This is a genomic window from Streptomyces sp. NPDC090045 (genome assembly GCF_044747975.1).
Taxonomy (GTDB): domain Bacteria; phylum Actinomycetota; class Actinomycetes; order Streptomycetales; family Streptomycetaceae; genus Streptomyces.
This window is the reverse complement of record NZ_JBIVFA010000014.1, coordinates 49,125-74,666: the sequence shown is the minus strand read 5'-3', so window position 1 is coordinate 74,666 and position 25,542 is coordinate 49,125. Positions and strand designations below refer to the sequence as shown.

Here is a 25,542-nt window from a genome sequence, read left to right as displayed (position 1 = left end):
TCTGTGTGTGTCTGCGGGGGTAGTGCGGGACTAGAACGGAAGGCCGGGGATGCCGCTGCCGCCGCCCAGTCCCTGGGCCAGGGGGCCCAGCTTCTGCTGCTGGAGCGCCTGGGCATTCTCGTTGGCCGCCTGGACCGCCGCCACCACCAGGTCCGCGAGCGTTTCCGTGTCCTCGGGATCCACGGCCTTCGGGTCGATCACCAGGGCCCGCAGCTCACCGGAACCGGTGACGGTCGCCTTCACGAGGCCCCCGCCGGCCTGGCCCTCGACCTCGGCCTGCGCGAGCTCCGCCTGGGCAGCCGCGAGGTCCTGCTGCATCTTCTGGGCCTGCTGGAGCAGCTGCTGCATGTTGGGCTGGCCACCACCGGGAATCACAGGACACTCACTCCGTTCGTCGGGGCCATCGGGCCGTCGGGACCTCGCAACGCTTGGTCAATCCGAGCCTACGTGCTCCCCGCGCGCTGCGCCCTACGCCGTGAGGACCAACTCTTTCGAGTGAGAGACGGGGCGTACGCGTACCTGATGGAGACCTCCTTGCGGGCGGAAATCCCGGGATTCGGCGCCCATCGCCCGTCAATCGAAGGTAGGAAGAGCATGCGCATCATTGCGCACACGCGCACCACCACACGTCAGCGCAGGCAGAGGGAGTGCCGGGTGAGCCAGCCGGAGATGCAGCCCGAGGGGCCACCCCGGGATCCCCGGGAGGAAGGCGGCGGACCGATGGCGGCGGGCGATCTGACCGGCCGGCCGTTCCCCCTCGGGGACTGGGGCGAACCCGCGGAGCGGCTCGACGAGCTCTACCGGCGGGTCGAGGCCGATGCGCTGCGCACCGCCGAGTGGTACCTGTCGGACCGCGCGTGGAAGCGCCGGGGCGCGCGGGTGCTGCGCGTCGGCGCGGCCGTGGGCGCCGTCACGGGCGCCGCGATGCCGCTGCTGGAGCTGACGGGCTCGGCGCCGGGCGCCTCGACGTACGGGTACCTGGCGCTGCTGCTGGGCGCGGCCGCGCTGGCCTGCGACCGGTTCTTCGGGCTGACGTCCGGCTGGATGCGGGACGTGGCCACGGCCCAGGCGGTGCAGCGGCGGCTCCAGACCCTTCAGTTCGACTGGGCGTCGGAGAACGTGCGCGAGGTGCTCGGGCCCACCGAGGGCACGGCCAGCGAGGCCGCCGAGCGGTGCCTGACCGTGCTGAGGCGGTTCTCGGAGGACGTGACGGAGCTGGTGCGCTCGGAGACGGCGGAGTGGATGGTGGAGTTCAGCTCCGGCCCCGCCCCCCTGGTGATGCAGTCCCTGGGCGCTTCCGGGGCCCGTGCGGACGCGAACATCCCCCCGGCCCGCTTCCCGCTCCCCCCGGGCACCCGCCCGAACATGCCCCGACAGCGCCCCCCGGAACAACCTCGCTGAAGGCCGCACCATCGGGCCCCGCCGGACGGAATCCGGGGAGGGTTCGGGGCGGATCCCCGAACCCCGCCCAGAACCCGCCCCGCCCGGCCTCAGCTGAAGATGATCATCGAGCCCTGCCCCAGACTGCGGGTCGCCGCCGCGTGCAGACCGAGCCACACGTGCCGCTCACGCGCAAAGGGACTGTCGTCGTACGGAATCGGACCCGCCGGCTCCTCCAGCGAGGTCGGCCGCCCCGGCGGAGCCGGCGCGGCGGGCGGGTTCCCCGGGTCTATCCCGATCGCGGGAGCCACGAACGCCAGTTCCCGCAGCAGCCCCTGCGCGGAACCCAGCGGACCGCCCCCGGCCAGCAGCTCCTCGTTCGCCAGCGGAGCCGCGAAGTCCACCGGCACGTACGCCCCCGCGTGGTCGTAGTGCCACACCAGGTGCGACTGCTGCGCCGTGGGCTCGAACATCTCCAGCAGCTGCTCGTAGTCCCCGCCCAGCTCGTCCACCGGGGTCACCGGCAGCCCGCAGAGCTGGAGCAGGTACGCCCGCCTGAGGAAATGCAGGGCGTCGTAGTCGAAGCCGGCGACCGGGGCGACGTCCCCGCTCAGGCCCGGCATGTAGGCGAACACGGGCACGGACGGCAGCCCGGCCTCGCCCAGCGCCTTGTCGTACGAGGCGATCTCTTCTGCGAAGGGGTTGTCGGGGCTGTGGCACAGCACGTCGACAAGGGGGACCAGCCACAGGTCACAGGCCACACGGCCTCCGATCAGTCGTTGTCGCCGATCCGGCCAGCGTAGTGCGCCGAACACCCTCCGCGAAGGGGTGCGCAGAACCTGTGAGCGTGCGGGGGCGCCTGGCGGCCCTCAGATCCGGTCGGCCCACTCCAGCGCGTGCTGGTTGTAGCCCTGCACGATGCGGCGCACGGCGTCGGCGTCCGCGAGCGTCACCGCGTCCACCAGATCGCCGTGCCCGTCCCACAGCGCCTCCCGCAGCCTCGGCTCGCGCTGCAGGTGGGGGACGGCGAAGACCCAGCACTGCACGCGGATGCGGTGCAGGAACTCGGAGATGTAGGTGTTGGCGACCAGCTCGCTGAGCTCCCGCCAGAAGCGCAGGTCGTAGCCGATCAGCACTTCGAGCGAACCGCTCTGCGCGGCCCGCCGCGCTTCTTCGGCGCGGCGGCGTACCGACACCAGCATCTCGCCGGAGCCTGGCGCGATACCGCTCTCGGCGAGCCGGCGGAAGATGCCGTCCACGACCAGCGAGCGGGCCTCGATCATTCCCCTGAAGTCGTCCACGGTGAGGATCCGGACCCGGAAGCCCCGGTGCTGGACCAGTTCGAGGAGCCCCTGGGCCGAGAGGTCCACGAGCGCCTCGCGCACCGGGGTCGCGGAGACCTCGTACTGCTCGGCGATCTGCTTGACGGTGAACTCGGTCCCCGGAGGCAGGCGTCCCGCGAGCACCTCGTCACGCAGCGCGTCCGCGATCTGCTGGCGAAGTGTGTTGCGGGTGACAGCTCCGCTGCCTGGCATAGGGGTCCGTCTCCTGTCGTAGGACTCCGGACACCATAGGCCAGACAGCGCGGCCGAAACCGAACGGTTGATGGTCGGTATGCGGATTCACAACTCGTTATACGGCGTGGCGTGATACGGCGTGTCGGTCGGCGACCGTCAGCGCCTCGTCCAGCAGGGCCAGCCCCTCCTTCGCCTCCGCCTCCGTGATGGTGCACGGGGGGACGACGTGGGTGCGGTTCATGTTGACGAACGGCCACAGGCCGGACGCCTTGCAGGCCGCGGCGAATTCGGCCATCGGCGCGTTGTCCGCACCGGCCGCGTTGTACGGCACGAGCGGCTCGCGGGTCTCCTTGTCCCGTACGAGTTCCAGGGCCCAGAAGGCGCCCAGGCCGCGAACCTCGCCGACCGAGGGGTGCCGCTCGGCGATCTCCGCGAGCGCCGGTCCGATCACGTTCTCGCCGAGGTGGGCGGCGTGCTCGACGATGCCCTCCTCCTCCATGACGTTGATCGTCGCGACGGCCGCGGCGCAGGCCAGGGGGTGGCCGGAGTACGTCAGTCCGCCCGGGTAGGGGCGTGTGGCGAAGGTCTCGGCGATGGCGGCAGAGATGGCCACGCCGCCGAGCGGCACGTACCCGCTGTTCACGCCCTTGGCGAAGGTGATCAGGTCGGGGGTGACGTCCCAGTGCTCGGCCGCGAACCACTTGCCGGTGCGGCCGAAGCCCGCCATCACCTCGTCCAGGATGAAGACGATGCCGTGGCGGTCGCAGAGCTCGCGCACGCCGGCGAGGTAGCCGGGCGGCGGGGTCATGATCCCGGCGGTGCCGGGCACGCTCTCCAGGATGATCGCCGCGATGGTCTGCGGCCCCTCGAAGGCGATGGTGTCGGCGAGGTGGGCGAGGGCGCGGGCGCACTCCTCGGCCTCGGTGGTGGCGTGGAAGGCGGAGCGGTAGAGGTACGGGCCCCAGAAGTGCACGACGCCGGCGGCGGCGGTGTCGGAGGGCCAGCGGCGCGGGTCGCCGGTCAGGTTGATCGCAGCGGCGGTGGCTCCGTGGTACGAGCGGTAGGTGGACAGCACCTTCTGCCGGCCCGTGTGCAGACGGGCCATGCGGACGGCGTTCTCGACGGCCTCGGCGCCGCCGTTGGTGAAGAAGATCTTGTCCAGGTCGCCGGGGGTCCGCTCGGCGATGAGGCGTGCGGCCTCGGAGCGGACGTCGACGGCGAAGCCGGGGGCGAGGGTGCAGAGCCGGCCGGCCTGCTCCTGGATCGCGGCGACGACCTTGGGGTGCTGGTGGCCGATGTTGGTGTTGACCAGCTGGGAGGAGAAGTCGAGGAAGCGCTTGCCGTCGTAGTCCCAGAAGTACGACCCCTCGGCCCCCGCGACGGCGAGCGGGTCGATCAGGGCCTGGGCGGACCAGGAATGGAAGACGTGCTTCCGGTCTGCGTCCTTCACGGCGGCAAGGGTGGGGGAGGTGACATGAGGGGTCATGGCGTCACGCTAGAAGTGCGCAGGTGGGGAGGGATATCGGCGGACTGTATGCGGGTGGGGGGCCGGTCTCGGCAGTCTGTCGGCCCGTCCGCCTCCGCGGGTGCGCCGCCCGGGCGACCGAGGCGACCGAGGCGGAATGATTGACAGCATCCTGTCGATATGACAGTCTCTTGTCATAAGGGCTCGCCGGACGAGCCCGACCGGAGCAGCCGGAACCGACGCTGGAGGCGACCACCATGAGCGAGACCCCGCGCAAGCCCGTCCACCTCGCGGTCTACGACACGTACGCGGACTGGGAGACCGGACACACCACCGCGCACCTCACCCAGCGCGGCCACGTCGTCCACACGGTCGGCCTCGCCGCCGACCAGCCGGTCACCACCATGGGCGGCGTCCGCATCCTGCCCGACCAGGCCCTGGCCGACCTGCGGCCGGAGGACTCCTCGCTGCTGATCCTCACCGGCGCCTCGCTGTGGGACACGAGCGAGGAGCTGGCGCCGTTCGCGGCGAAGGCGAAGGAGTTCCTGGCGGCCGGCGTGCCGGTCGCGGCCATCTGCGGGGCCACCGCGGGTCTCGCCCGCGCCGGCCTGCTCGACGGCCGGGCCCACACCAGCGCAGCCTCCTTCTACCTGGCCTCGCAGCCGGGATACGGGGGCGCCGCGAGCTACGTCGAGGCCGACGCGGTGACCGACGGCGACCTGATCACGGCGGGGCCGACGGAACCGGTGGCCTTCGCCCGCGAGGTCTTCGCCCGCCTCGACGCCTACAAGCCGGACGTCCTGGACGCGTGGTACCGGCTCTTCCACGACTCGGACGCGAGCGCGTTCCCGGTCCTGATGGCGGCGGCGGAGGCCGGCGATGCCTGAGTCGCGACCGCCCGGCTCCACCCGGTCCCGCCAGGACCTGCTGAGCCGCACGGCGCTCGGGGTGTTCCGGCTGAACGGCCAGTTCCTCTCCGTCTCGGAGGAGCTGGCCCGTCCGGCCGGGCTGACGGCCGCCTGGTGGCAGGTACTGGGGGCGGTGCTGCGGGAGCCGCAGTCCGTCGCGGGCATCGCCCGGACCATGGGGATCACCCGGCAGAGCGTGCAGCGCATCGCGGACCTGCTGGTCGCCAAGGGTCTGGCCGAATACACCCCGAACCCCGCCCATCGCCGGGCGAAGCTGCTCCGCCCGACGGAGGAGGGACACGCGGCGGTGGCCCGCATCGGCCCCGGCCACGCCTCCCTGGCCACCCGCCTCGCGGCGGAACTGGGCGACACCGCCTTCGCGGAAACCGTCCACGTCCTGGAACGCCTGACCCAAGCCCTGGACACCCTGTCCGCGTCCCCGGATCCAGCCCCGCCGGCGTTTGAGGCGCGGGGTCCGGGGCAGAGCCCCGATCTGTAGCCCCGGCGCACAAACCAGCGGCGCGACGGGCACATCCAGCGGTGCGACGGGCACATCCAGCCTCGCCGGCGTTTGAGGCGCGGGGCCCGGGGCGGAGCCCCGATCTGTGAGCCCCGCCGGCCCGAGGCGCGGGGCGGGCCCGGGCGGGAGCAACCGCCCGGCACGCCCAACCGTCCTTCCCTGCGGAGCCGTTCGGCCAGTGCTCGGCACGGGAGGGACCCCGGCATGGAACACCTGCATCCGCACGATCCCCACCACATCGGCCCCTACCGCCTGCTCTCCCGCCTGGGCGCCGGCGGCATGGGCCAGGTCTACCTCGCCCGCTCCGACCGCGGCCGCACCGTCGCTGTGAAGCTGGTCCACCACGACCTCGCCACCCGCGAGGAGTTCCGCATCCGCTTCCGCCACGAGGTCGCCGCCGCCAGGCGGGTCGGCGGCGAATGGACCGCCCCCGTCCTCGACGCCGACACCGAGGCCGCGACCCCCTGGGTCGCCACCGGCTACGTCGCCGGGCCGAGCCTGCGCGAGGTCGTGGCCCGCGACTTCGGCCCGCTGCCCGGCCGTTCCGTACGGATCCTGGCCGCGGGCCTCGCGTACGCCCTCCAGGACATCCACCGCGCCGGCATCGTCCACCGCGACCTGAAGCCCTCGAACGTCCTGATCACCCTCGACGGCCCGCGCGTCATCGACTTCGGCATCGCCCGCGCCCCGGCGGAGCCCGGCGACGCGGCCGGCGGCGGCCTGACCCGCGTCGGCGAAGTCATCGGCTCCCCCGGTTTCATGGCGCCCGAGCAGATCCGCGGCGAGCCCGTGACCGCCGCCTGCGACATCTTCTGCCTCGGCGTGGTCCTGGTGTACGCGGCCACCGGCCGGCTGCCCTTCGGCGACGCGGAACAGCCGGGCGGCCTGGCGGGGCTCCTGCTCCGCAGCACGGAGGCGCAGCCGGACCTGGTCGGCGTACCGGCCGAGCTGCACGACCTCGTACGGGACTGCCTGCACCGGGATCCCGCCGCGCGGCCGGGGCCGGCCGAGGTGCTCGCGCGGGTCGGCGCGGGCGACACCGTGGCCGACGGAAGGGCACTTGAGCCCTGGCTTCCGGCCCCCTTGGTGGCCCGGCTCGGGCGGCACGCCGTACAGCTGCTGGACCGCGAGGACGCCGGTCCGGACCGGCCGCCCGCCGCCCCCGCCTCAATGCCGACGCCCCTGGCGGTGCCGTCCGCGTACTCCTCGTACTCCTCACACGCACCGGTGGAGGCCGGGCCGGCCCCCCGACCCTGGACCGCCTCGACCGCCCTGCTCCTGGCGGTGGCCACGGTCGTCGCCGTCCTGTCCGCCGGCACCGTGTACGCGGTGATGAGCGGGGCCGAGGATCCCCGGCCGCCCGTCGGTGGTCCCCGTACCCCGGCTGCGCCATCGCCCGCGTCCCCCTCCAGGTCCGCATCCGCTTCCGATTCGCCCTCCGCTTCCACTTCCGGCCCCGGCCCCTCGGCCGCCGGACTGCCCGACGCGTACCTCGGGACCTGGTACGCCACCCACGGCAGCCAGGCCTGGCGGCTCACCCTCGGCCGCGGCGCGGTCGGCGACCCGGTGATGTCCCTCGCCGTCGAGGCCCCCGGCTTCGCCTGCGCCTGGACCGCGCCCCTGCGCCACGCCCACGACCCCGTGGAGCTCGACGCCTCCACCGTCACCTCCGGCACCCCGCCGACCTGCACCCCGGGCGGCTGGAGCCGGCTCCGGCTGATGCCCGACGGGACCCTGCAGCGGGAACTGGCGGGCAGCGACAACCCGCCGCTCAGCTACCGCAGGCAGTGACGGAACAGCCGATCGTGTCGAGGTCAATAAGCCTGAAAGCAAGGCTTGTTACGTATAACGGGGCTGTCGGACACTGCGGCACATGGAGCCGTTGACGGGAGTGGCACAACTCCGGGAGCGGATCGGGGCACGCGACTGGGACGGCGTGGCCGGGCTCATCGCCGAGGACGCTGTCATCGAATGGCCCGTGAGCGGTGAACGCACCCTGTGGACCGTGCGGGACGGCGAGATCGTGGAGGCGAGGGAGTACTGGACCAGCCCCGGCCAGGACCCCGCGCCCCGGTGGCGGGCGGGCTACGTCGAACCTGGTCGCAGACTGAGCGGCTTGGCAGCCCTCAGGCCTCTCCCAGCCGGTCCAGCTCCGCGCCGATGGCGGCCCGCAGGGCGTCGTGGCGAGGACCCAGCGCGTGCCGCTCACCGCGCCAGCACTCCGCCTCGTACAGCCACACGGGCAGCCGGACGCGGTCGGCGGGCTCCCAGTCGTAGCGGGGCCAGATGTGGGCGTGGAGGTACGGGTCGGTGTTGCCGAGGATCTCGATGTTCACGCGGCGGAAGGCCGGGTCGAGCCGCGCGCAGGCCCGCTCGACGGCCTCGGCGAGCCGCTCCAGATCGCCGAGGTACGCGGCCCTGCGTGCCCGAGGCAGGTCGGAGAGCCGGGTCACGGCCGGTTCGTCGGTCAGGAGCACCGAGTACCCGGGCAGGAACTGCCGGTCGCCGATGACGGCGAAGCCGGAGTCGAGGCGGCGCAGGACGGTGGGGTTCTGCCCCCGGTGCGCGCTGCCGATGCGGTCGTGCCGCCAGTCGTTGTCGATCACGTCTGGACCCTAACTGCACGCCCTTTCGCGGATGTTCGCCGCTCGCCGTGACTCTCAAGTAGCCCCTGTCATACCTGAGAGCTACGCGCGGACACGGCTCTATGGCGGGACGCCGACCACGGGCTCGGATTTCTAACTTCGGTAGCAGAGGAGAGCGCTGACGGCTCTTCCGAACGACCGGGGGAGCACATCATGGCGGCGGGGACGGCGGTAACGGCGGGGACGACGGGCGCGGCGAGGGCGACGGGCGCGGCGGGGACGGCCGGCACGACCGGCGCGGCGGGGATGGCTCTCGCCACCCGGACGGCCTCGGGGGCTGGAGCCTGGTGCGGCCGGATACGCCGCACCTCGCTGGCCGCCCTGGTCGCGGCGGCCGTGGTGTTCCCCGTGTCCGCGGCCGCCTCCGCCGACGTGCCCGCCCCCGCGCCCGCCTCGTTCGCGGAGGACGCCGCGCCCCAGGTCCGGTACGCCGCCAACCGCGCCGGTCTCGCCGAGGCCGCCCGTATGGCCCAGGAAGGCGACCGCACCGGGCGGGCCGCCAGGCTTCGCGCCATGGAGGCGGCCGGAGCCGCGCAGTTCCTCGCCTTCGACGGCCGCGGCAGGGGCCGGGCGGTCGAGGTGCTCGGCGAGCTGGAGACCGCCGACCGGGTCGCCGTCCTCGTGCCCGGCTCCGACACCACGCTCGACACGTACGAAAGGTTCCGTGCCGGGGCCGTCGCCCTCCAGCAGCGCCTCCAGGCCGAGCATCCGCGCTCCGCCGTGGTCGCCTGGCTGGGGTACGACACCCCCGGCACGGTCAGCACGACCGTCCTGACCGCCGCCCGCGCCGACGCGGCCGCCGCCGAACTGACGCCCTTCCTCGACCGGTTGGCCGGCATGGCCGCGCCGGGGGCCCGGCTCTCCCTGCTCTGCCACTCCTACGGTTCCGTGGTCTGCGCCCGGACCCCGACCGGGCCCGCGGTCGGCGACATGGCTCTCTTCGGCAGCCCGGGCACGGGTGCCGCGGCCGCCCGGGACCTGCCGACCGGCGCCCGGGTCTGGGCCGGGCGGGGCAGCGGCGACTGGGTGGCGAACGTCCCGCATGTCCGGCTCGGCGGGCTCGGCTTCGGCACCGACCCCGTCGACCCCGCCTTCGGGGCACGGGCCTTCACCGCCGGCGCGGCCGGCCACAGCGACTACCTCAAGCCGGGCACCGAGTCCCTGGAGAGCCTGGCGGCCATCGCCCTCGGCACCACCCCCGCCTCGGAGGCATCCCATGCATGAGCTCCGCGCCCGCTGGTCCGCCCTCGCCACGGACATCGACGCGGCCACCCCGGCCGGCCGGGACCGGAGCGTGGACGCGCTGCGCGCCTTCGCGATCCTCGGCGTGGTCCTCGGGCACTGGCTGGTCACCGCCCTCACCGCCACCGACGGCCGGCTGAGCACCACCAGCCCGCTGGCGCACCTGCCGTGGCTGGCCCCGGTCTCCTGGGTGTTCCAGACCCTGGCCGTCTTCTTCCTCGTCGGGGGCCACGTCGCCGCCCGCGGGTACGTCGCGGCGCGCGAGCGGCAGGTCTCGTACGGCACGTGGGTCGGGCAGCGGCTGGGCCGGCTGTTCCGGCCGGTCGCCGCGGTGCTCGTCCTGTGGACCGTCGTGGCGGGCGGGATGCTGGTCGGCGGGGCGGAGCTGGACACCGTCCGGACGCTGGTCAAGCTGGTGCTGTCGCCTCTGTGGTTCCTGCTGGTGTTCGCCGCGCTGACCGCCGCGACCCCGCTCGTGGCCCGGCTCAACCCGCTGTGGCCGCTGGCCGTGGTGGCCTGCGTCGACGTGTGGCGCTTCGGCCTCGGTGGGCCCGAGTGGATCGGCTGGGTCAATGTGGCCGCCGGCTGGCTCGTCCCCTTCACCCTGGGCGCCGCCTGGTCCCGCGGGGCGCTCGCCCGGCGCCGGCCGGCGTGGCTCCTGCTCGGTGCGGGGACCGTGGCCACGGCCGCACTGGTCCTGTGGGGCGGGTACCCGGCGTCCATGGTGGGCGTCCCCGGAGCCGCGGTGTCGAATCTGAACCCGCCGACGCTCGCCGCGGCCGCGTTCGGACTGGCCCAGTGCGGGCTGGCCCTGCTGGTGCGCGAGCCGCTGGCCCGGGCCATGCGGCGGCCTTCGGCCTGGGCGAAGGTGGCCCTGGTGAACCTCTCCGCCATGACGGTCTTCCTGTGGCACCAGACCGCCATGATGGCCGTCACCGCCCTCGGGCTGCTGCTGTCGGCGGACCTGCCCGGTCTGCACACCGTGCCCGACTCGGTGGGCTGGATAGCCGCCCGGCTGCTGTGGCTGCCGGCGTTCGCCGCCGCCCTGACGGTGTGTTGGGCCGCGTTCCGCACGTACGAGCGCGGCCGCCGCCGGAAGCCGGAGGGCACCATCCGCATCGCCGTCGGCCCCCAGCAGGCGACGGCCCCCGTCAAGGAGATCACCCATGCCTAGGCTGAAGCCCGTGAGCCATCCGAGCGAGTCCCCGGCACCCGACGCCCGCCAGAGCCGCGGCGGCCGTCCCGCACTGCGCGGCCTGGCCCGGGAGCTGTTCACCCTGAAGCGGGATCCCCTCCCGAAGATGTCCCGGCCGCGCTGGCTGGCCTGGCTGCCGCATGTGGTCCTCGGCTACGCGGCCGTTCCCTGCGGCGTCCTGACGGGGATGCTGCTGAACGACCACTACGGGATCCGGGGCGCAGCCGTGCTGGGGCTGTCGCTGCTGTCGTCCGTGTCCGTCCTGCTCAGCATGTTCCGGCCGATCGCCGCCTGGTGGCTCGGTCTCGTCACCGCCGCTCTCATCGCCTGGGTCATCCACGACCACGTCGGTCAGGGACAGTCCTGGCCCTGGACGCCCGCGGGGCCGTTCACGATCGCGCCCCTCATCCTGATGGTGGCCCTGCGGGTGCCGCCCCGGGTGACCGTCTGCGTCATCGGCATCACGCTCGCCCTGTCCGGACTGGCCGAGGCCGCCCTCAGCCCCCCGTACAGCCAGACGCTCATCGCGGGCGTGGCCCTCCTCTTCGGGTTCGTGGGAATCCTCGGCTACGCGCTCCGCGCGACGCGCCTGGCCCGCGGCAAGCTCGTCGAGCAGGAGTCGCTCACCGAGGAGGAGCGGGCCCGGCGCACGCTGCTGGAGGAGCGCAGCCGGATAGCCCGCGAGCTGCACGACGTGGTCGCGCACCACATGTCGGTGATCTCGATCCAGGCGCAGGTCGCCCCGCACCTTGTGGAGAACCCGTCCGAGGAGCTCAAGGAGAACCTGGCGGGCATCCGGGAGAACGCGTTGGAGGCGCTGACCGAGCTGCGCCGCGTCCTCGGGGTGCTGCGCTCCGAGAACCCCGACGATCCGGCGAACCCGCACCATCCGCAGCCGACCCTCGCCGAGCTGGACGGCCTCGTCGACAACGTCCGGGGGGCCGGGCTGGACGTCACCACCGCGATCGCGGGGATACGCCGGCCGCTGACGCCGGGCGTGGAGCTCACCGCGTACCGGATCGTGCAGGAGGCGCTGAGCAACTGTCTGCGCCACGCGCCCGGTTCGCAGGTGGAGGTCGGCATCGCGTACGGGCCGCACGAGCTGCACCTGTGCATCGCCAACACCGTGCCGACCCGAACCGCCCCGCCCTCCCAGGGGGCGGGACACGGGCTGCTGGGGATGCGCGAACGGGCAGGCATGCTGGGAGGCGAACTGGCCGCCGGCCCGCGCCCCGACGGCGGGTACGAGGTCAGCGCCGTACTGCCGATGGACCCTCAGGACCCGCCCGCCGGCACCGCCCCCGAGACGAAGAAGGCCCCATGAGCACCCCGATCAAGGTGATGATCGCCGACGACCAGATGATGGTGCGGCAGGGCTTCACCGTGCTTCTCAACGCGCAGCCCGACATAGAGGTCGTGGGGCAGGCCGTGGACGGGGCCGACGCGGTGGCGAAGGTCGCCGAGCTGGCCCCGGACGTGGTGCTGATGGACATCCGCATGCCGGGCATGGGCGGCATCGAGGCCACGTCCGTCATCACCGGGGTGCCCGATGCCGCCGTGAAGGTGCTGGTGCTGACCACCTTCGATCTCGACGAGTACGTGTACGAGGCGCTGCGGGCCGGGGCCTCCGGGTTCCTGCTGAAGGACGCCTCGGCCGACCAGCTCGCCGAGGCGGTGCGGGTGGTGGCGGCCGGCGAGGCGCTGCTGTCGCCGAACATCACGAAGCGGCTGATCACGGAGTTCTCCCGGATGGGGGCGCCGCGGGCGCCGTCGCGGGCCCGTATCGACGAACTGACCGAGCGGGAGACCGAGGTGCTGTCGCTCGTGGCGCAGGGCCTGTCGAATGCGGAGATCGCGGCCCATCTGACGGTGGCGGAGCAGACGGTGAAGACGCATGTCGGACGGATCCTGGTGAAGCTGGGCCTGCGGGACCGCACGCAGGCGGCGGTGTTCGCGTACGAGACGGGGCTGGTCCGGCCGGCCGGATACTGAGGCGGCCCGGGCCGGTCCTCGCGGCCCTCGTAGTACTTGAGAGGGATGCCGGGATATCCCCTTCAGCGGCGACGCGGACGACGGGCCCGCCGCCCTACGGTGGGGTTATGACCGAGACGACCACCGGGGGGACAGCCCGGCCGCCTGAGTTCCGACTCGCTTCGGGGCTCTTCCAGAGCCTCCGCGACGACCTGATCACCGATGCGTTCGCCTATCGGCCGCTGCCGCCGATCCGCACGGACGGGCGGCTCGCCCGCTGGGTTCCGCGGGCCCTGCGGCCGAGGACGGCGTTCCTGCCGCATGCCGTGGTGGTCCTGCTCTCCGTGATCACGGTGTTCGTCACCATCGTCAACAACAGGATGGTCCCTTCCGGGCTGTCGCTGCTGCTGGGGCTGCTGGCCGCGGCGCCGGTGCTGATGACGCTGGTGCGGCCGGTCGGCGCCGTGTGGGTGCTGCTCGGCGTGACCCTGCCGCTGGCCATGGTGGAGAGCACGGGCATGACCTGGCCGTGGTCTCCGGGCACCTTCTTCGCCCACCTCGTCGTGATCACCATCGTGGCGTTGCGGAGCCGGCCGCGGGTGGCCGGCTGGCTGTGGCTGATCACCGTGGCGACCGGGTCCTTCCTGCCCTCACTGATAGGCCAGCCCCTCGAGCCCGGACCGATGGCCTTCCTGTCCGCGGTCTCCCTCCTCGCGGTGACCGTCCGCAACACCCGCAAGGAGGCGCGGCAGGAGGTCACGGCGCAGCAGGAGGTCACGGCCGTCGAGCGCGACAAGCGGACGCTGCTGGAGGAGCGGACGACGATCGCGCGGGAGCTGCACGACGTGGTGGCCCACCACATGTCGGTGGTGGCGATCCAGGCGGAGGCCGCGCCGTACCGGGTGAAGAACCCGCCGCCGGAGCTGGAGGCGGCGTTCGTCACCATCCGGGAGAACGCGGTGGCGGCCCTGACGGAGCTGCGGCGGGTGCTGGGTGTGGTGCGCTCCGCCGACTACGAGGCTCCGGACGCCCCGCAGCCGACGCTGGCCTCGCTGGACGGGCTGCTGGCCAACGTGCGGGAGACCGGGCTGAGCGTGGAGAAGACGATCACCGGCGCGGTGCGGGAGCTGCCGCAGGGCGTGGAGCTGTCGGCGTACCGGATCATCCAGGAGGCCCTGAGCAACACGCTGCGGCACGCGCCGGGAGCGGCGGCCGAGGTGGAGGTCTCGTACGTGCTGGGTGGTCTGGGCATACGGATCGTCAATGAGGCGGCGACCACGGATGTGCGGCCCTCGCCGGGAGCCGGGCACGGGATCACCGGGATGCGGGAGCGGGTGGCCATGCTGGAGGGGGAGATGACGGCCGGAGAGACGTCCGCCGGCGGGTACGAGGTGGCGGTGTTCATACCGGTGCGCAGTCGTCAGGAGCCGGAGCCGGAGCCGGTGCTGGAGGCGGGGACCGCATGACGATCAGAGTGTTGATCGTCGACGACCAGATGATGGTGCGGGAGGGGTTCTCCGTCCTGCTGAACGCCATGGACGGCATCGAGGTGGTGGGCGAGGCGGTCGACGGCCGGGAAGCCATCGCGCAGGTGGCGGCGCTGAGGCCGGATGTGGTGCTGATGGACATCCGGATGCCGCTGATGAACGGGCTGGAGGCGACGCGGGAGATCGTCGCCGCGGACACGGACGCGAAGGTGCTGGTCCTGACGACCTTCGACCTCGACGAGTACGTGTACCAGGCGCTGCGGGCCGGGGCCTCGGGGTTCCTACTCAAGGACGCGTCGGCCCGTCAGCTGGCGGACGGGGTCCGGGTGGTGGCGGCCGGGGAGGCCCTTCTGGCGCCTTCGGTGACCAAGCGGCTGATCGCGGAGTTCTCGAAGATCTCCGAGACGCGCAAGCTCGCGGATCCGGCGGGCGTGGGCGAGCTGACGGAGCGGGAGACGGAGGTGCTGGTGCTGATCGCCCAGGGGCTGTCCAATGCGGAGATCGCGTCCCACCTGATCGTCGCGGAGTCCACGATCAAGACCCATGTGAGCCGGATCCTGGTGAAGCTGGGCCTGCGCGACCGCACGCAGGCGGCGGTGTTCGCCTACGAGACCCGGCTGGTGACACCGGCGTAGGGTCCGGTCCGGAAGACGGGCCCTGGGGTGCGGGGAAGGCCTAGGGTGCGGGGATGGGCTTTGATCCGTGGGATGCCGCGTTCGTCGCCGATCCGTATCCGGCGTACCGGGAGTTGCGGGAGCAGGGGCGGGCCGTGTGGTGGGAGGCGACCGGCCAGTGGCTGGTGCCGCATTACGCCGATGTGAGCGCGCTGCTGCGGGACCGGCGGCTGGGGCGGACCTACCTGCACCGCTTCTCGCACGAGGAGTTCGGGCGCGAGGCGCCGCCGCCGGAGCACGAGCCCTTCCACGTGCTCAACGGCAACGGCCTGCTGGACCTGGAGGATCCCGCCCACGCGCGGGTGCGCAGGCTGGTGGCGAAGGCCTTCACCCCGCGCACGGTGGAGCGGCTCGTGCCCGCCGTGCAGCGGCTGGCCCACGGGCTGGTGGAGCGGCTGCTCGCGGACGGGGGCGGGGATCTGCTCGCGACCGTCGCCGAGCCGTTGCCGGTGGCCGTGATCGCGGAGCTGCTGGGCGTGCCGGAGGCGGACCGGGGGCTGCTGCGGCCGTGGTCGGCGGACATCTGCGGGATGTTCGAGCTCCGGCCGGACGAGGAGACGGCGCGGCGCGCGGTGCGGGCGAGCGTCGAGTTCAGCGCCTACCTGCGGGGGCTGATCGCCGAGCGCCGCACGCGCCCCGGCGAGGACCTGATCTCCGGTCTGATCGCCGCCCACGACGAGGAGGGCCGGCTCAGCGAGCAGGAGATGATCTCCACCTGTGTGCTCCTGCTGAATGCGGGACACGAGGCCACCGTCAACACCACCGTGAACGGGTGGTGGGCGCTGTTCCGCAACCCCGCGGAGCTCGCCGCGCTCCGCGAGAGCCGCGATCCCGAAAAGTTGTCCACAGCTGTGGATGAACTCATGCGGTACGACACTCCGCTGCAGATGTTCGAGCGCTGGGTGCTCGACGACATCCGGATCGGGGAAACCGAGATCCCGCGCGGAGCCGAGGTGGCGCTGCTGTTCGGGTCCGCGAACCGGGATCCCGCGCGCTTCGACGAGCCCGACGCACTGGACCTCGTACGGGCCGACAATCCGCACCTGAGCTTCGGGGCGGGCATCCACTACTGCCTGGGGGCTCCGCTGGCGCGGCGGGAGCTGGAGGCCTCGTTCGGGGCGCTGCTGGCGGACGGAGTCCCGCCCCTGCGGCTCGTCGAGGAGCCGCGGTGGCGGGACGGGTACGTCATCCGGGGGCTGGAGCAGCTGCTCGTGGAGTTCTAGCCCCGAAGACCGCCGCTCACGCGGTCATGTCGCGGCGGCGCAGGGCGGCGAGGCCGGCCGCGGTCAGGGCCGCCGCCAGAGCGGTCAGGACCAGCAGCGGGGACCAGGCCAGGGCCTGCGCGCCCGGGAGCTTGGGCAGGTGGGCGAAGGGCGAGAGGTCCAGGACGGCCTGCGGGAGGTTCAGCGCCGGGCCGACCCGGCCCAGGGCCGGCGCGGTCCCGGCCACCGCCCAGGCGGCCGTCGCGTACGCGAGGACCGCCCCGTAGAGCAGCGCCGCCAGCGCCCCGATCAGCCACACCGCCGGGAGCTGTGCGAGCGTGGCGCCGATCGCCGGCCCCACCTCGCGGCCGTGCCCGATGCCGAGGCCCGGCCCCGCCAGTAGCAGGATCAGCGCCGAGCCGCCGAAGGCCACGGCCAGGTGGCCGCCGGCCAGCGCACCCGGCCGACCGCGTTCGCGAGCAGCGGCTCCGCGCGCCCGCACGAGGCCTTCACCCGGCGCGACCAGGTCCTGAGCCTGTGGGAGAAGACCCTGCGCGACGGCGCCGCCGCCCTCGGCGCCGGCTCGCCGGCCGGCGCGCGGGTCGCGGAGACCGCGGCCTTCTTCGAGTTCCTGCAGGGCGAGATGCCGGCCATGATGGACCACTGGCGGAACCACAGGGAGAAGCTCGGCCTCGGCTAGCCCGGCCCCGGCCGGCCCGCCCCCGGCGCGGCACGGCATACCGGACGGGCGTGGCCCAGACCACCGGAGTACGGAGCCCACAGCACTCCGCCCACGGCCGGGTCCCCAGCGAGCTGCACCACCAGCACCACCTGCACCCGATGCCCGGCCGCGGCCGGCGAGAGCGGCGAACCCGACGAGGCCGTCACAGCCGGCGAGGCCTCCGCGCCCGGCGCCTTACGGGGCCACGGGCGCGGCGGCAGCACCCGCCGCCCCAGCAGGCCCAGGGTCAGCGCGTGCGGCCCGTCCGCGAGGACCAGCACCGGCGGACGCCATCGCGCGCGGACCACCGCCGCCTCGTACGGGGTCCAGCGCACCGCCGGGTCCCGCAGCGCGCGCCGGGCCCGCCGGACGGCGTAGAGCTCCCGCACCCCCAGTGCCACCGGACTCAGCAGCACCACCAGCACCAGCGGCCGGGTGAGCACGGCCGCGACCACCGCAGGCCACCAGAACACCGGCAGCAGACAGAGCAGCAGCCCGTCCCGGCGCCAGTCGCCCAGCGCACCGTCCACCGCCTCCGTCACCGGGGGAGGGTGAGCGTCCATGCCCCGGGCCGCAGGGTCCACGTACGGCGGCGGACCGGCCCGGTCATCGCCGCGTCGGCCCGGTAGCGGAAGTCCGCGCCCGACACCGTCACCGTCTTGGCCCGGGCCGTCACCGTCGAACCCGCCGGGCCGCCTCCCGTACGGACCACGACCTCGGCCGGACCGCCGTCGTCGCACGTGCGCACCGAGACGTCCTCCACGGGCTGGTCCACGTCCGCCAGCAGCACCCCGTCGGCCTCGACCCGCAGCCGGTGGTGCCCTCCGCTCCCGCCCGTACCGCCGCCGCCCCCGGCGCCGGCGCCCGCCGCCACCGGGCGCACCAGCGTCCGCACCAGAGAGCGGTACGCGCTCCACACCGACGGCCCGGCCGGCCGCGGGATCCCCCGCACCGGCGGGATCCGCAGCGCACCCAGCACCACCCCGTCGCTGTCGTCGACCAGCAGGTCGCACACCCGCACCGCCCCGTCGAGCACCGCCCGGGCCGCGGAAACGGCCGAAAGCGGAACCCCGAGGGAACCCGCCAGCCCGAGGGATCCCACGGGCCCCACCGGGACCAGCGCCAGGGCGCCCTCGCCCAGCGCGCGCTCCCGGTACAGCAGCCCCACGGCCCGGACCAGGGCCCGGTCGTCGCCCACGATCACCGGCTGCCGATGACCCCGGCGGGCAAGAGCCCGCGCAAATTCCTCCTGCGAGTCCGGGAGGCAGATTTTCGCCGCCGCGCCCGCTGACAACACATCCTTCGCGATCCGCACGGACTCGCCGTCAAGACGGCGGGCGACCGGGTCGACGAGCACGAGCAGGCCGCCTACCGGCGCGCCCGCATGGCTCATGGTGGGCTCTGGAGCCGACACCTCGGTCCTTCCTCGGGTAGCATCTTTGTGCAAGAGGCCCTTGCGCTATTGCGCCAGGGCCTTCGTCTATTCCGGGGTACCGGTCCGACGGCTCAGCCTGCGTACATCGTCGTACGCCCCCCTGACCTTGGACATGCCCCATCCGGAAGAGGTGTACGCCTGTGCCCGCTCTTGTGCTGCTCGGAGCTCAGTGGGGTGACGAGGGCAAGGGAAAGGCCACCGACCTGCTCGGTGGATCCGTTGACTATGTAGTGCGCTACCAGGGTGGCAACAACGCCGGCCACACGGTCGTCGTAGGCGACCAGAAGTACGCGCTGCACCTTCTCCCCTCCGGCATCCTCTCCCCCGGATGCACCCCGGTCATCGGTAACGGCGTCGTCGTCGACCCGGCCGTCCTGCTCTCCGAGCTGCGCGGTCTGAACGAGCGCGGCATCGACACCTCCAAGCTGCTCATCAGCGGCAACGCGCATCTGATCACGCCGTACAACGTCACCCTCGACAAGGTCGGCGAGCGCTTCCTCGGCAAGCGCAAGATCGGTACCACCGGTCGCGGCATCGGCCCGACGTACGCGGACAAGATCAACCGCATCGGCATCCGCGTCCAGGACCTCTACGACGAGTCGATCCTCACCCAGAAGGTCGAAGCGGCGCTGGAGGGCAAGAACCAGCTCCTGGCGAAGCTCTACAACCGCCGCGCGATCGACGCCGCGCAGATCGTCGAGGAGATGCTCCAGTACGCGGAGCAGATCAAGCCGTACGTCGCCGACACCACCCTGATCCTCAACAACGCGCTGGACGAGGACAAGGTCGTGCTCTTCGAGGGCGGCCAGGGCACCCTGCTCGACGTCGACCACGGCACCTACCCCTTCGTCACCTCGTCGAACCCGACCGCGGGCGGCGCCTGCACCGGCACCGGCGTGGGCCCGACGAAGATCAGCCGCGTCATCGGCATCCTCAAGGCCTACACGACCCGCGTCGGCGCGGGCCCGTTCCCGACCGAGCTGTTCGACCAGGACGGCGAGGACCTGCGCCGCATCGGCGGCGAGCGCGGTGTGACCACCGGCCGTGACCGTCGCTGCGGCTGGTTCGACGCACCGATCGCACGGTACGCCACCCGGGTGAACGGCCTCACCGACTTCTTCCTCACCAAGCTGGACGTGCTGACCGGCTGGGAGCAGATCCCGGTCTGCGTCGCGTACGAGATCGACGGCAAGCGCGTCGAGGAGCTCCCCTACTCGCAGACCGACTTCCACCACGCGAAGCCGATCTACGAATACCTCCCCGGCTGGTCCGAGGACATCACCAAGGCCAAGACCTTCGAGGACCTGCCGGCGAACGCGCAGGCGTACGTCAAGGCCCTGGAGGAGATGTCGGGCGCCCCGATCTCCGCGATCGGCGTCGGCCCCGGCCGCACCGAGACGATCGAGATCAACTCCTTCCTGTAAGCAGGAGGGTTACCCACCGCAGGGGCGGGACGCGCTTACGGCGTCCCGCCCTTCGGGCTGTCCGGGGCAGGCGCTACACTCCGGCTGCCCAGAGCTCCTGAGCAGGTCACGGGAGTCGGGCCCATCCGAACTGGGGGGTTCATGAGTTTGCTGCCGATCGGCAGAAGAGAACGGAGCAGACGGGGGCGGGGCGGCGCGATCGCCGCCTCGGGCACCCTGCTGCTCGCACTGCTGGCCTCACTCGCGGGCCAGAGCGTCACCGCCGCGGCGGCCACGGCGCCGCCCGCCACGACCACGGCCCAGCCGAAGGCCGCGGGCCCGCAGGCCACGCCGGAGCCGGATCCCACGGCCGACCACCAGGCGGCCGTACGCACGCTCCAGAAGAGCGACCTCTCCGAGCCGTGCCCGGCGGCCCTCGCGCCGCACACGGTCGTCACCTGCACGGTCGACCCGTCCCAGACGGCGTCCTTCTCGCTCGCCCTGCCGCAGCAGAAGGACCTCGTCCTGCTCCAGGTCGTCACGACCCAGTGGGCCACGACCAAGCTGATCGCGCCCGGCGGCGCCGCCGTCACCTGCGAGAGCGTCCACAGCCCCGCGTACACGGCACTGCGGTGCCCCACCGCTCAGGCCGGGACGTACACGCTGCAGGTCACGGACAAGAGCAGCACGGCGAACGGCACCTCCGTGTCGTACGCCCCACTCCTCTCCTCCACCGCGTGCAAGGCCGTCGGCGCCACCGACCGCAGGCTCGGCGCGCCGAACAAGCTGCACGGCTCGCTGCCGGCCGGCTCGGCGGGCGACTGCTACACCCTGGACCTGGCCGCCGGTGACGCCCTGCGCGCGTTCAGCTCCCGGTCCGAGGTCCTGCACGGCGTGTACGACGCCTCGGGCAAAGAGGTCTGCACGTCCAAGGGCCGCGGGGCGTACGCCCTGGACTGCAGGCTCACGGGCACCGCACCGTTCCGGATCTCGGCACTGCAGCCCTCGGGGAAGGCCGTCGACGGCTACGACTACTCCGTGGCCCGGCTCTCCAAGCCGGAGGGCTGCGCGATCGTCGAGCCCCAGGCCTTCGGGAGCCTCCCGGATCTGACCCCGACGGAGCACTGCCGCATCCTGCGGGTCACGCAGGCAGCCGAATACACCTACGCCGATGTCGTCGCCTCCGGCGTCCACCCGCTCCCGTCGCCGCTCCTGACCGAGTCCGGTGAGGTCGTGCCCGGCTGCGACAACGGCGTCTGCAACCTGGCCCCGGGTGACTACACCTGGTCGGCCAACCCCCAGAGCGACGGCTTCGAGGCCTTCGGCATCGCCTTCCACTCCGCCAGGGAGACCAGGGGCTGCACCCCTACCCACGACAACGGTCTGGTGGCCGGTCCGGCCACCGGCACCTTCGCAGGTCCCGGGCAGGTGCTCTGTCTGACCCTGCCCACCGCCAGCGGCAAGGGCATCTACGTGCTGAACCGGCCGCCGGCCGGAGGCGGCTACACCGCGCACAAGATCTACGACGCGTCCGGCACCCTGCAGCAGTGCGGCGACGGTGCCATCTGCAAGCTGACCGGCACCGCCCCCTTCCGTGCGGTGCTCAGGAGTTCGCCCACCACGACCTTCGGACTGGTGTTCCACCGGACCGGCGAGGCCGAGGGCTGCACGCCGTGGCCGCAGTCCACGTTCGGCAACGGCACCTGGGGTGCCGAGGTGGCGGTGGCCTTCAACCGGACGCAGGCATGCCTGAGCGTGCCGGGCAACGCCCACTCCACCGCGGAGCTGCTGGACCACGTCTCCGACACCCGTAAGGACGTGACGGCGACCGTCAAGGTGGTCGACGCGGCGGGCAACGTCCGGTGTGAGACCACGTCCTCCACCAGGACCAACGTGTGCTCCCTCGCCTCCGGTGTGCCGTACACGGTCCTGCTCCAGAGCTGGGCCGTCGCCTGGGGCGGAACGGAGACGTACCGGCTGGTCCGGCGCGACGTGTCCGCGTCCGCGCAGTGCACGGACGCGCCCTCGACGAAGACGGGCGGACCTTCCCTCGCCTACGACCTGACGTCGCCCCTGGACACCCGCTGCGTGCGGGTGAAGGGCGCCGCCACGGACAAGTTCTGGATCGCGTCACGGACACCGAACGTCCCGTACGCCGACAGCGCCCCGCTGACCGTCGTCGACGGCGACGGCCGCGCCGTGTGCACGGAGACCGGCTCCTGCCGTGTCGCCGGCTCGACCTCGTACCTGGCGGTCATCGGCCCGGACAAGTCCGGCAGCATCCCGGTGGCCGCGAAGCTGGACACCTGGCGCGTGGGCACGGCATCGGGCTGGGCCCCGGAATGCACCGCCAACCGTGTGGGGGTCAACGATTTCCCCGCGCGGACCGGGACCCTCTCCGAAGCCTCCACCGCCTACTGCGCCGTGATCGACATGAGGCCCGGCCAGACCATCGCCGTCTCCGGCACCACCAGCACCACGGAGTTCGACAAGCCGGGCCTGGACCTGATGAACGGGCCGGAATGGACCTCCCAGACCGCCGGGTACGGCTGCACGGCCGACCGTGATCGGTTCGCCTTCAGCTGCATGACGAGCGCCGGCGCGGCGCCCGGCCAGGCGGTCCTGTTGCTGAGTCCCAAGCGGGCCCGCACCCCCGTCGACTTCTCCCTGCGGGGAGAGTGCCAGGAGGGCTGCGTCGAGCCGCCGGCGCCGAACCCGACCGGCATCAGCCCGTCGACGAGCCAGGTCGGTACGCGTACCGACGCCGTCGTCAGCGGGACCGGTCTCACCTTCGGCACCAAGCTCAAGCTGATCCGCAGCGGCTCGCCGGACCGGGTGCTGGAGCCGATCACGGCGAACACCGACGGAAAGCAGCTGCACGTCACCGTCGATACGAACGGGCTGGAGCCCGGGCAGTACGACCTGCTGCTCGACGGCGCCGCGTACACCGGCGGGGTCCCGTCCCCGGGCTACCTGCCCAAGGCCTACACGGTCACGGCCCCCGCACCCGTCCAGAAGGGCAGCCGGTTCGTGCCGCACGGGCCGTCGCGGTTCCTGGACACGCGGGACGGCACCGGTGCGAAGAAGGAGCGCGTCGGTCCCGGTGGGGTCGTCACCCTCCAGGTCGCCGGTGTGAAGGGCATTCCGGCGACGGGTGTCACGGCCGTGGTCATGAACGTGACCGCCGTGTACCCGACCGAGGCCGGGCACGTGATGGTCTACCCGAACGGGCAGGCCACGCCCAAGGTGTCGAACCTCAACTTCGCGCCCGGGCAGATCGTCCCCAACCTGGTGACCGTGCCGGTCGTCAACGGCAAGGTCGACCTGCGCAACAACGCCGGATCGGTGGACCTCATCGCCGACGTCACCGGCTACTACACCGACAAGGCCGGGGCCGGCTCCGCGCTGAACTCGATCACGCCGTCGCGGTTCCTGGACACGCGGGACGGCACCGGCGCGCCGAAGAAGCAGGTCGGACCGGGCGGGGTCGTCACCGTCCAGGTCGCGGGCGTCAAGGGGATCCCGGCCACCGGGGTGACCGCGGTCGTCATGAACGTGACCGCCGTGTACCCGACCCAGGCCGGGCACGTCACCGTCTACCCCAACGGGCAGGCGGCGCCGGACGTGTCGAACCTCAACTTCACGGCCGGGCAGATCGTCCCCAACCTGGTGACCGTCCCGGTCGTCAACGGCAAGGTCGACCTGCGCAACAACGCCGGATCGGTGGACCTCATCGCCGACGTCACCGGCTACTACGCGGCCACCGGTTCGACCTTCTCCGCGGCGGGTCCGGTCCGGCTGCTCGACACCCGTGACGGCACCGGTGCCCCCGCGGGCGCCGTGGGTCCGGGCGGCCTGGTGAACCTCCAGGTGGCCGGGGTCGCGGGCGTGCCCGCGCAGGGGGTGACCGCCGTCGTCCTGAACGTCACGGTCACCAACCCGACCGGGGCCAGCCACCTGATCGTCCACCCCCACGGGGTCGCGCGTCCCAACGTGTCGAACCTGAACTACACCCCCGGGCAGACCGTCGCCAACCTGGTGGTCGTCCCGGTCGTGGACGGACGGGTGACGTTCTTCAACAACTCGGGCTCCGTCGATGTGATCGCCGATCTGAACGGCTACTTCACGTCCTGACGTCCCGGTGGTGCGAGCGAGGGTCCTGTCCGGTCGGGAGACCGGGCGGGGCCCTCCGCGTTTTCGGGAAAAGAATCTTTCCGCATCCGGTCACATCCGCGCGGGCCCGTCCGTCAGTGCTGTGCAGACACCGGCGCAGCCTGAAGGAGAGCAGCCATGACGAACACCTCGAACACCACCGCCACCGCCACCGCCACCGCCGCCTCGATCTCGCGGATGGCGAACCCGGCCGAGTTCGTGCCCGAGCTGAACGACATCAGCGCCGCCCTCTTCCGGGCCACGGGCAACCGCTCGGTGCCGCGCACCACGATGAGCCTCGTCCACCTGCGCGCCGGGCAGATCGTCCACAACACCTACCTGACCATCCTGAACACCGGTTTCCTGCGCAAGGCCGGGGAGTCCGAGGAGCGCATCACCGCCGTCTCCTCCTGGCAGGACGCCCCGTACTTCACCGGGGCCGAGCGCGCCGCCCTCGCCCTGGTGGAGGCCACCCTCCAGCCCGCCCCGCACGGCCGGGAGCGCGTCTCGGACGAGCTGTACGCCGAGGTGGCGAAGCACTACGACGAGAAGGCGCTGGCCACCCTCACCATCGCGATCGGCCAGATCAACTTCTTCATCGCCCTGGCCGTCATCGGCAAGCCCCAGCCGGTCGCCTCGCTGGCCGACGAGCAGTGGGACTGAAGCTCCGGGACCCGTCTCGGGGGGCGCGTTCCGGGTGCCCGGAAATATGATGTGCACGGGCTCGTGAGCGGAGCGGAAGCAGGGACGGATGGATGCACCTCGGAGCGTTCCATGAGCCCGCGCCGCCCCCCGCGCGTGGCGAGCGAGGACCTGCTCAGCATGCTCGGACGGCTCACCGCCCAGGCGCGGCAAGGGGTCGAGCTGCAGCAGGCCCGGGTCGAGCTGGCCGAGGCGCTGCAGCGCGAGATGCTGCCCACCTCCCTGCCCGTGATGCCGGGGCTGCGCGCCGCGGCCCGGTACGCGCCCGCCCGGCACGGCCTGGACATCGGCGGCGACTGGTACGACGGCTTCCAGCTGCCCGAGGGCGCCCTTGCCTTCTGCATCGGCGACGTCCAGGGCCACGATGTGGACGCGGCCGCCTTCATGGGGCAGATCCGGATCTGCCTGCGCGCCATCTCGGCCGTCGTCGCCGATCCGGGCGAGGTGCTCGGCCGGGCCAACGAGGTGCTGCTCTCCATGGACCGCGATCTCTTCGCGACCTGCAGCCTGCTCCGCTTCGATCCGCAGACGTGGGAGCTGGAGAGCGCCCGGGCCGGCCACGTGCCCTCGATCTGGGCGACCGTCGACGGCCGGTACGGCATCACCGAGGACGACGGTGGGCTGCCGCTGAACCTGCAGACCGGATCGGGGTACGGCGTGACCCGGCGCCGGCTGACGACGGCCGGATCGATCGTCCTGCTCACCGACGGGGTGGTCGAGGGCCCCAGGTTCCCGATCGAGGTGGGTCTGGAGCGCGTCGCCCGCGTCGTCAGGGAGGCGGCGGGCACCGATCCCGACGAACTGGCCGCCGAGGTGATGAAGGTGGCCGACTCCACCGGCCACGCCGATGACGCCGCAGTGCTCGTCCTCACCCACGACGCGGCGCGTCACGCCCCGCCCGGACGCGGGGCTGTTGTCTGATG

At 72.7% G+C, this 25,542-nt stretch carries 24 protein-coding genes; 16 read left to right on the top strand and 8 right to left on the bottom strand.

Going from position 1 to position 25,542, the window contains the following annotated elements; all coding sequences use genetic code 11:
• Positions 1–30: 30 nt before the first annotated feature.
• Positions 31–375: a YbaB/EbfC family nucleoid-associated protein gene (locus ACIPYQ_RS30845; RefSeq protein ID WP_401257185.1), complete on the bottom strand. Its 345-nt coding sequence runs from the start codon at positions 373–375 to the stop codon at positions 31–33.
• Between the two features lie 279 nt (positions 376–654).
• Here ACIPYQ_RS30845 and ACIPYQ_RS30840 point away from each other — a divergent pair, with 279 nt between their 5' ends.
• Positions 655–1,401 (top strand): SLATT domain-containing protein, encoded by a 747-nt coding sequence (locus tag ACIPYQ_RS30840; RefSeq protein ID WP_327415351.1) that lies wholly within the window; start codon positions 655–657, stop codon positions 1,399–1,401.
• A gap of 89 nt (positions 1,402–1,490) precedes the next feature.
• Here the strand turns inward: ACIPYQ_RS30840 and ACIPYQ_RS30835 are convergent, their stop codons facing one another.
• From ACIPYQ_RS30835 to ACIPYQ_RS30825, 3 genes are all read right to left on the bottom strand, one after another.
• A complete protein-coding gene (locus ACIPYQ_RS30835; RefSeq protein WP_319733147.1) occupies positions 1,491–2,141 on the bottom strand; it encodes a hypothetical protein in 651 nt (216 codons plus the stop codon).
• Between the two features lie 108 nt (positions 2,142–2,249).
• Positions 2,250–2,915, bottom strand: a complete 666-nt coding sequence (locus ACIPYQ_RS30830) for a GntR family transcriptional regulator (RefSeq protein WP_362232767.1) — start codon at positions 2,913–2,915, stop codon at positions 2,250–2,252.
• 97 nt (positions 2,916–3,012) lie between these two features.
• Positions 3,013–4,383, bottom strand: coding sequence for an aspartate aminotransferase family protein (locus tag ACIPYQ_RS30825; RefSeq protein WP_361752345.1), 1,371 nt, complete (start codon positions 4,381–4,383; stop codon positions 3,013–3,015).
• Positions 4,384–4,619: 236 nt separating this feature from the next.
• Between ACIPYQ_RS30825 and ACIPYQ_RS30820 the strand changes: the two genes are divergently transcribed.
• The 3 genes from ACIPYQ_RS30820 to ACIPYQ_RS30810 all read left to right on the top strand — a co-directional run bounded on the left by ACIPYQ_RS30820 (position 4,620) and on the right by ACIPYQ_RS30810 (position 7,581).
• Complete coding sequence (locus ACIPYQ_RS30820) at positions 4,620–5,249, top strand: DJ-1/PfpI family protein (protein WP_401257182.1); 630 nt, start codon at positions 4,620–4,622, stop codon at positions 5,247–5,249.
• Entirely contained in the window at positions 5,242–5,769 is a 528-nt protein-coding gene (locus ACIPYQ_RS30815) for a MarR family winged helix-turn-helix transcriptional regulator (protein ID WP_401257180.1), read from the top strand. The genes ACIPYQ_RS30820 and ACIPYQ_RS30815 overlap by 8 nt, the downstream gene beginning before the upstream one ends.
• 225 nt (positions 5,770–5,994) lie before the next feature.
• Complete coding sequence (locus tag ACIPYQ_RS30810) at positions 5,995–7,581, top strand: serine/threonine-protein kinase (RefSeq protein WP_401257178.1); 1,587 nt, start codon at positions 5,995–5,997, stop codon at positions 7,579–7,581.
• 335 nt (positions 7,582–7,916) lie between these two features.
• Here the strand turns inward: ACIPYQ_RS30810 and ACIPYQ_RS30805 are convergent, their stop codons facing one another.
• Positions 7,917–8,393, bottom strand: coding sequence for an HIT family protein (locus ACIPYQ_RS30805; RefSeq protein WP_401257437.1), 477 nt, complete (start codon positions 8,391–8,393; stop codon positions 7,917–7,919).
• Between the two features lie 288 nt (positions 8,394–8,681).
• On the opposite strand from ACIPYQ_RS30805, the gene ACIPYQ_RS30800 reads away from it, so the two are divergent.
• From ACIPYQ_RS30800 to ACIPYQ_RS30770, 7 genes are all read left to right on the top strand, one after another.
• Complete coding sequence (locus ACIPYQ_RS30800) at positions 8,682–9,659, top strand: alpha/beta hydrolase (protein ID WP_401257435.1); 978 nt, start codon at positions 8,682–8,684, stop codon at positions 9,657–9,659.
• The gene (locus ACIPYQ_RS30795) at positions 9,652–10,851 is read left to right on the top strand and encodes an acyltransferase (RefSeq protein WP_401257176.1); all 1,200 of its coding nucleotides are present in this window, start codon (positions 9,652–9,654) and stop codon (positions 10,849–10,851) included. Before ACIPYQ_RS30800 ends, ACIPYQ_RS30795 begins: the two co-directional genes overlap by 8 nt.
• Complete coding sequence (locus tag ACIPYQ_RS30790) at positions 10,844–12,196, top strand: sensor histidine kinase (RefSeq protein WP_401257174.1); 1,353 nt, start codon at positions 10,844–10,846, stop codon at positions 12,194–12,196. Before ACIPYQ_RS30795 ends, ACIPYQ_RS30790 begins: the two co-directional genes overlap by 8 nt.
• Positions 12,193–12,864 (top strand): response regulator transcription factor, encoded by a 672-nt coding sequence (locus ACIPYQ_RS30785; RefSeq protein ID WP_361752329.1) that lies wholly within the window; start codon positions 12,193–12,195, stop codon positions 12,862–12,864. The genes ACIPYQ_RS30790 and ACIPYQ_RS30785 overlap by 4 nt, the downstream gene beginning before the upstream one ends.
• Before the next feature lie 107 nt (positions 12,865–12,971).
• On the top strand, positions 12,972–14,309 hold the full coding sequence (locus ACIPYQ_RS30780) for a sensor histidine kinase (RefSeq protein ID WP_401257172.1): 1,338 nt from the start codon (positions 12,972–12,974) through the stop codon (positions 14,307–14,309).
• Positions 14,306–14,965: a response regulator gene (locus tag ACIPYQ_RS30775; RefSeq protein WP_401257170.1), complete on the top strand. Its 660-nt coding sequence runs from the start codon at positions 14,306–14,308 to the stop codon at positions 14,963–14,965. The genes ACIPYQ_RS30780 and ACIPYQ_RS30775 overlap by 4 nt, the downstream gene beginning before the upstream one ends.
• Before the next feature lie 53 nt (positions 14,966–15,018).
• The gene (locus ACIPYQ_RS30770; protein WP_401257168.1) at positions 15,019–16,227 is read left to right on the top strand and encodes a cytochrome P450; all 1,209 of its coding nucleotides are present in this window, start codon (positions 15,019–15,021) and stop codon (positions 16,225–16,227) included.
• 16 nt (positions 16,228–16,243) lie between these two features.
• Here the strand turns inward: ACIPYQ_RS30770 and ACIPYQ_RS30765 are convergent, their stop codons facing one another.
• Complete coding sequence (locus ACIPYQ_RS30765) at positions 16,244–16,639, bottom strand: hypothetical protein (protein ID WP_401257166.1); 396 nt, start codon at positions 16,637–16,639, stop codon at positions 16,244–16,246.
• Between the two features lie 6 nt (positions 16,640–16,645).
• Between ACIPYQ_RS30765 and ACIPYQ_RS30760 the strand changes: the two genes are divergently transcribed.
• Positions 16,646–16,906 carry a hypothetical protein gene (locus ACIPYQ_RS30760; protein ID WP_401257164.1) on the top strand — a complete coding sequence of 87 codons (261 nt, stop codon included), beginning with the start codon at positions 16,646–16,648 and terminating at the stop codon, positions 16,904–16,906.
• Here the strand turns inward: ACIPYQ_RS30760 and ACIPYQ_RS30755 are convergent.
• The gene (locus ACIPYQ_RS30755) at positions 16,903–17,469 is read right to left on the bottom strand and encodes a hypothetical protein (protein WP_401257162.1); all 567 of its coding nucleotides are present in this window, start codon (positions 17,467–17,469) and stop codon (positions 16,903–16,905) included. The two genes, ACIPYQ_RS30760 and ACIPYQ_RS30755, sit on opposite strands and share 4 nt — an antisense overlap.
• Positions 17,466–18,320, bottom strand: coding sequence for a diacylglycerol kinase (locus tag ACIPYQ_RS30750; protein ID WP_401257433.1), 855 nt, complete (start codon positions 18,318–18,320; stop codon positions 17,466–17,468). Before ACIPYQ_RS30750 ends, ACIPYQ_RS30755 begins: the two co-directional genes overlap by 4 nt.
• A 182-nt stretch (positions 18,321–18,502) precedes the next feature.
• Here ACIPYQ_RS30750 and ACIPYQ_RS30745 point away from each other — a divergent pair, with 182 nt between their 5' ends.
• The 4 genes from ACIPYQ_RS30745 (at position 18,503) to ACIPYQ_RS30730 (ending at position 25,540) form a co-directional block, all read left to right on the top strand.
• Positions 18,503–19,786 carry an adenylosuccinate synthase gene (locus tag ACIPYQ_RS30745; protein WP_319725173.1) on the top strand — a complete coding sequence of 428 codons (1,284 nt, stop codon included), beginning with the start codon at positions 18,503–18,505 and terminating at the stop codon, positions 19,784–19,786.
• Between the two features lie 141 nt (positions 19,787–19,927).
• Positions 19,928–23,899, top strand: a complete 3,972-nt coding sequence (locus tag ACIPYQ_RS30740; RefSeq protein WP_401257160.1) for a hypothetical protein — start codon at positions 19,928–19,930, stop codon at positions 23,897–23,899.
• Positions 23,900–24,055: 156 nt separating this feature from the next.
• Entirely contained in the window at positions 24,056–24,580 is a 525-nt protein-coding gene (locus ACIPYQ_RS30735) for a carboxymuconolactone decarboxylase family protein (protein WP_401257158.1), read from the top strand.
• Between the two features lie 111 nt (positions 24,581–24,691).
• Complete coding sequence (locus ACIPYQ_RS30730; RefSeq protein WP_361752315.1) at positions 24,692–25,540, top strand: PP2C family protein-serine/threonine phosphatase; 849 nt, start codon at positions 24,692–24,694, stop codon at positions 25,538–25,540.
• Positions 25,541–25,542 lie beyond the last annotated feature (2 nt).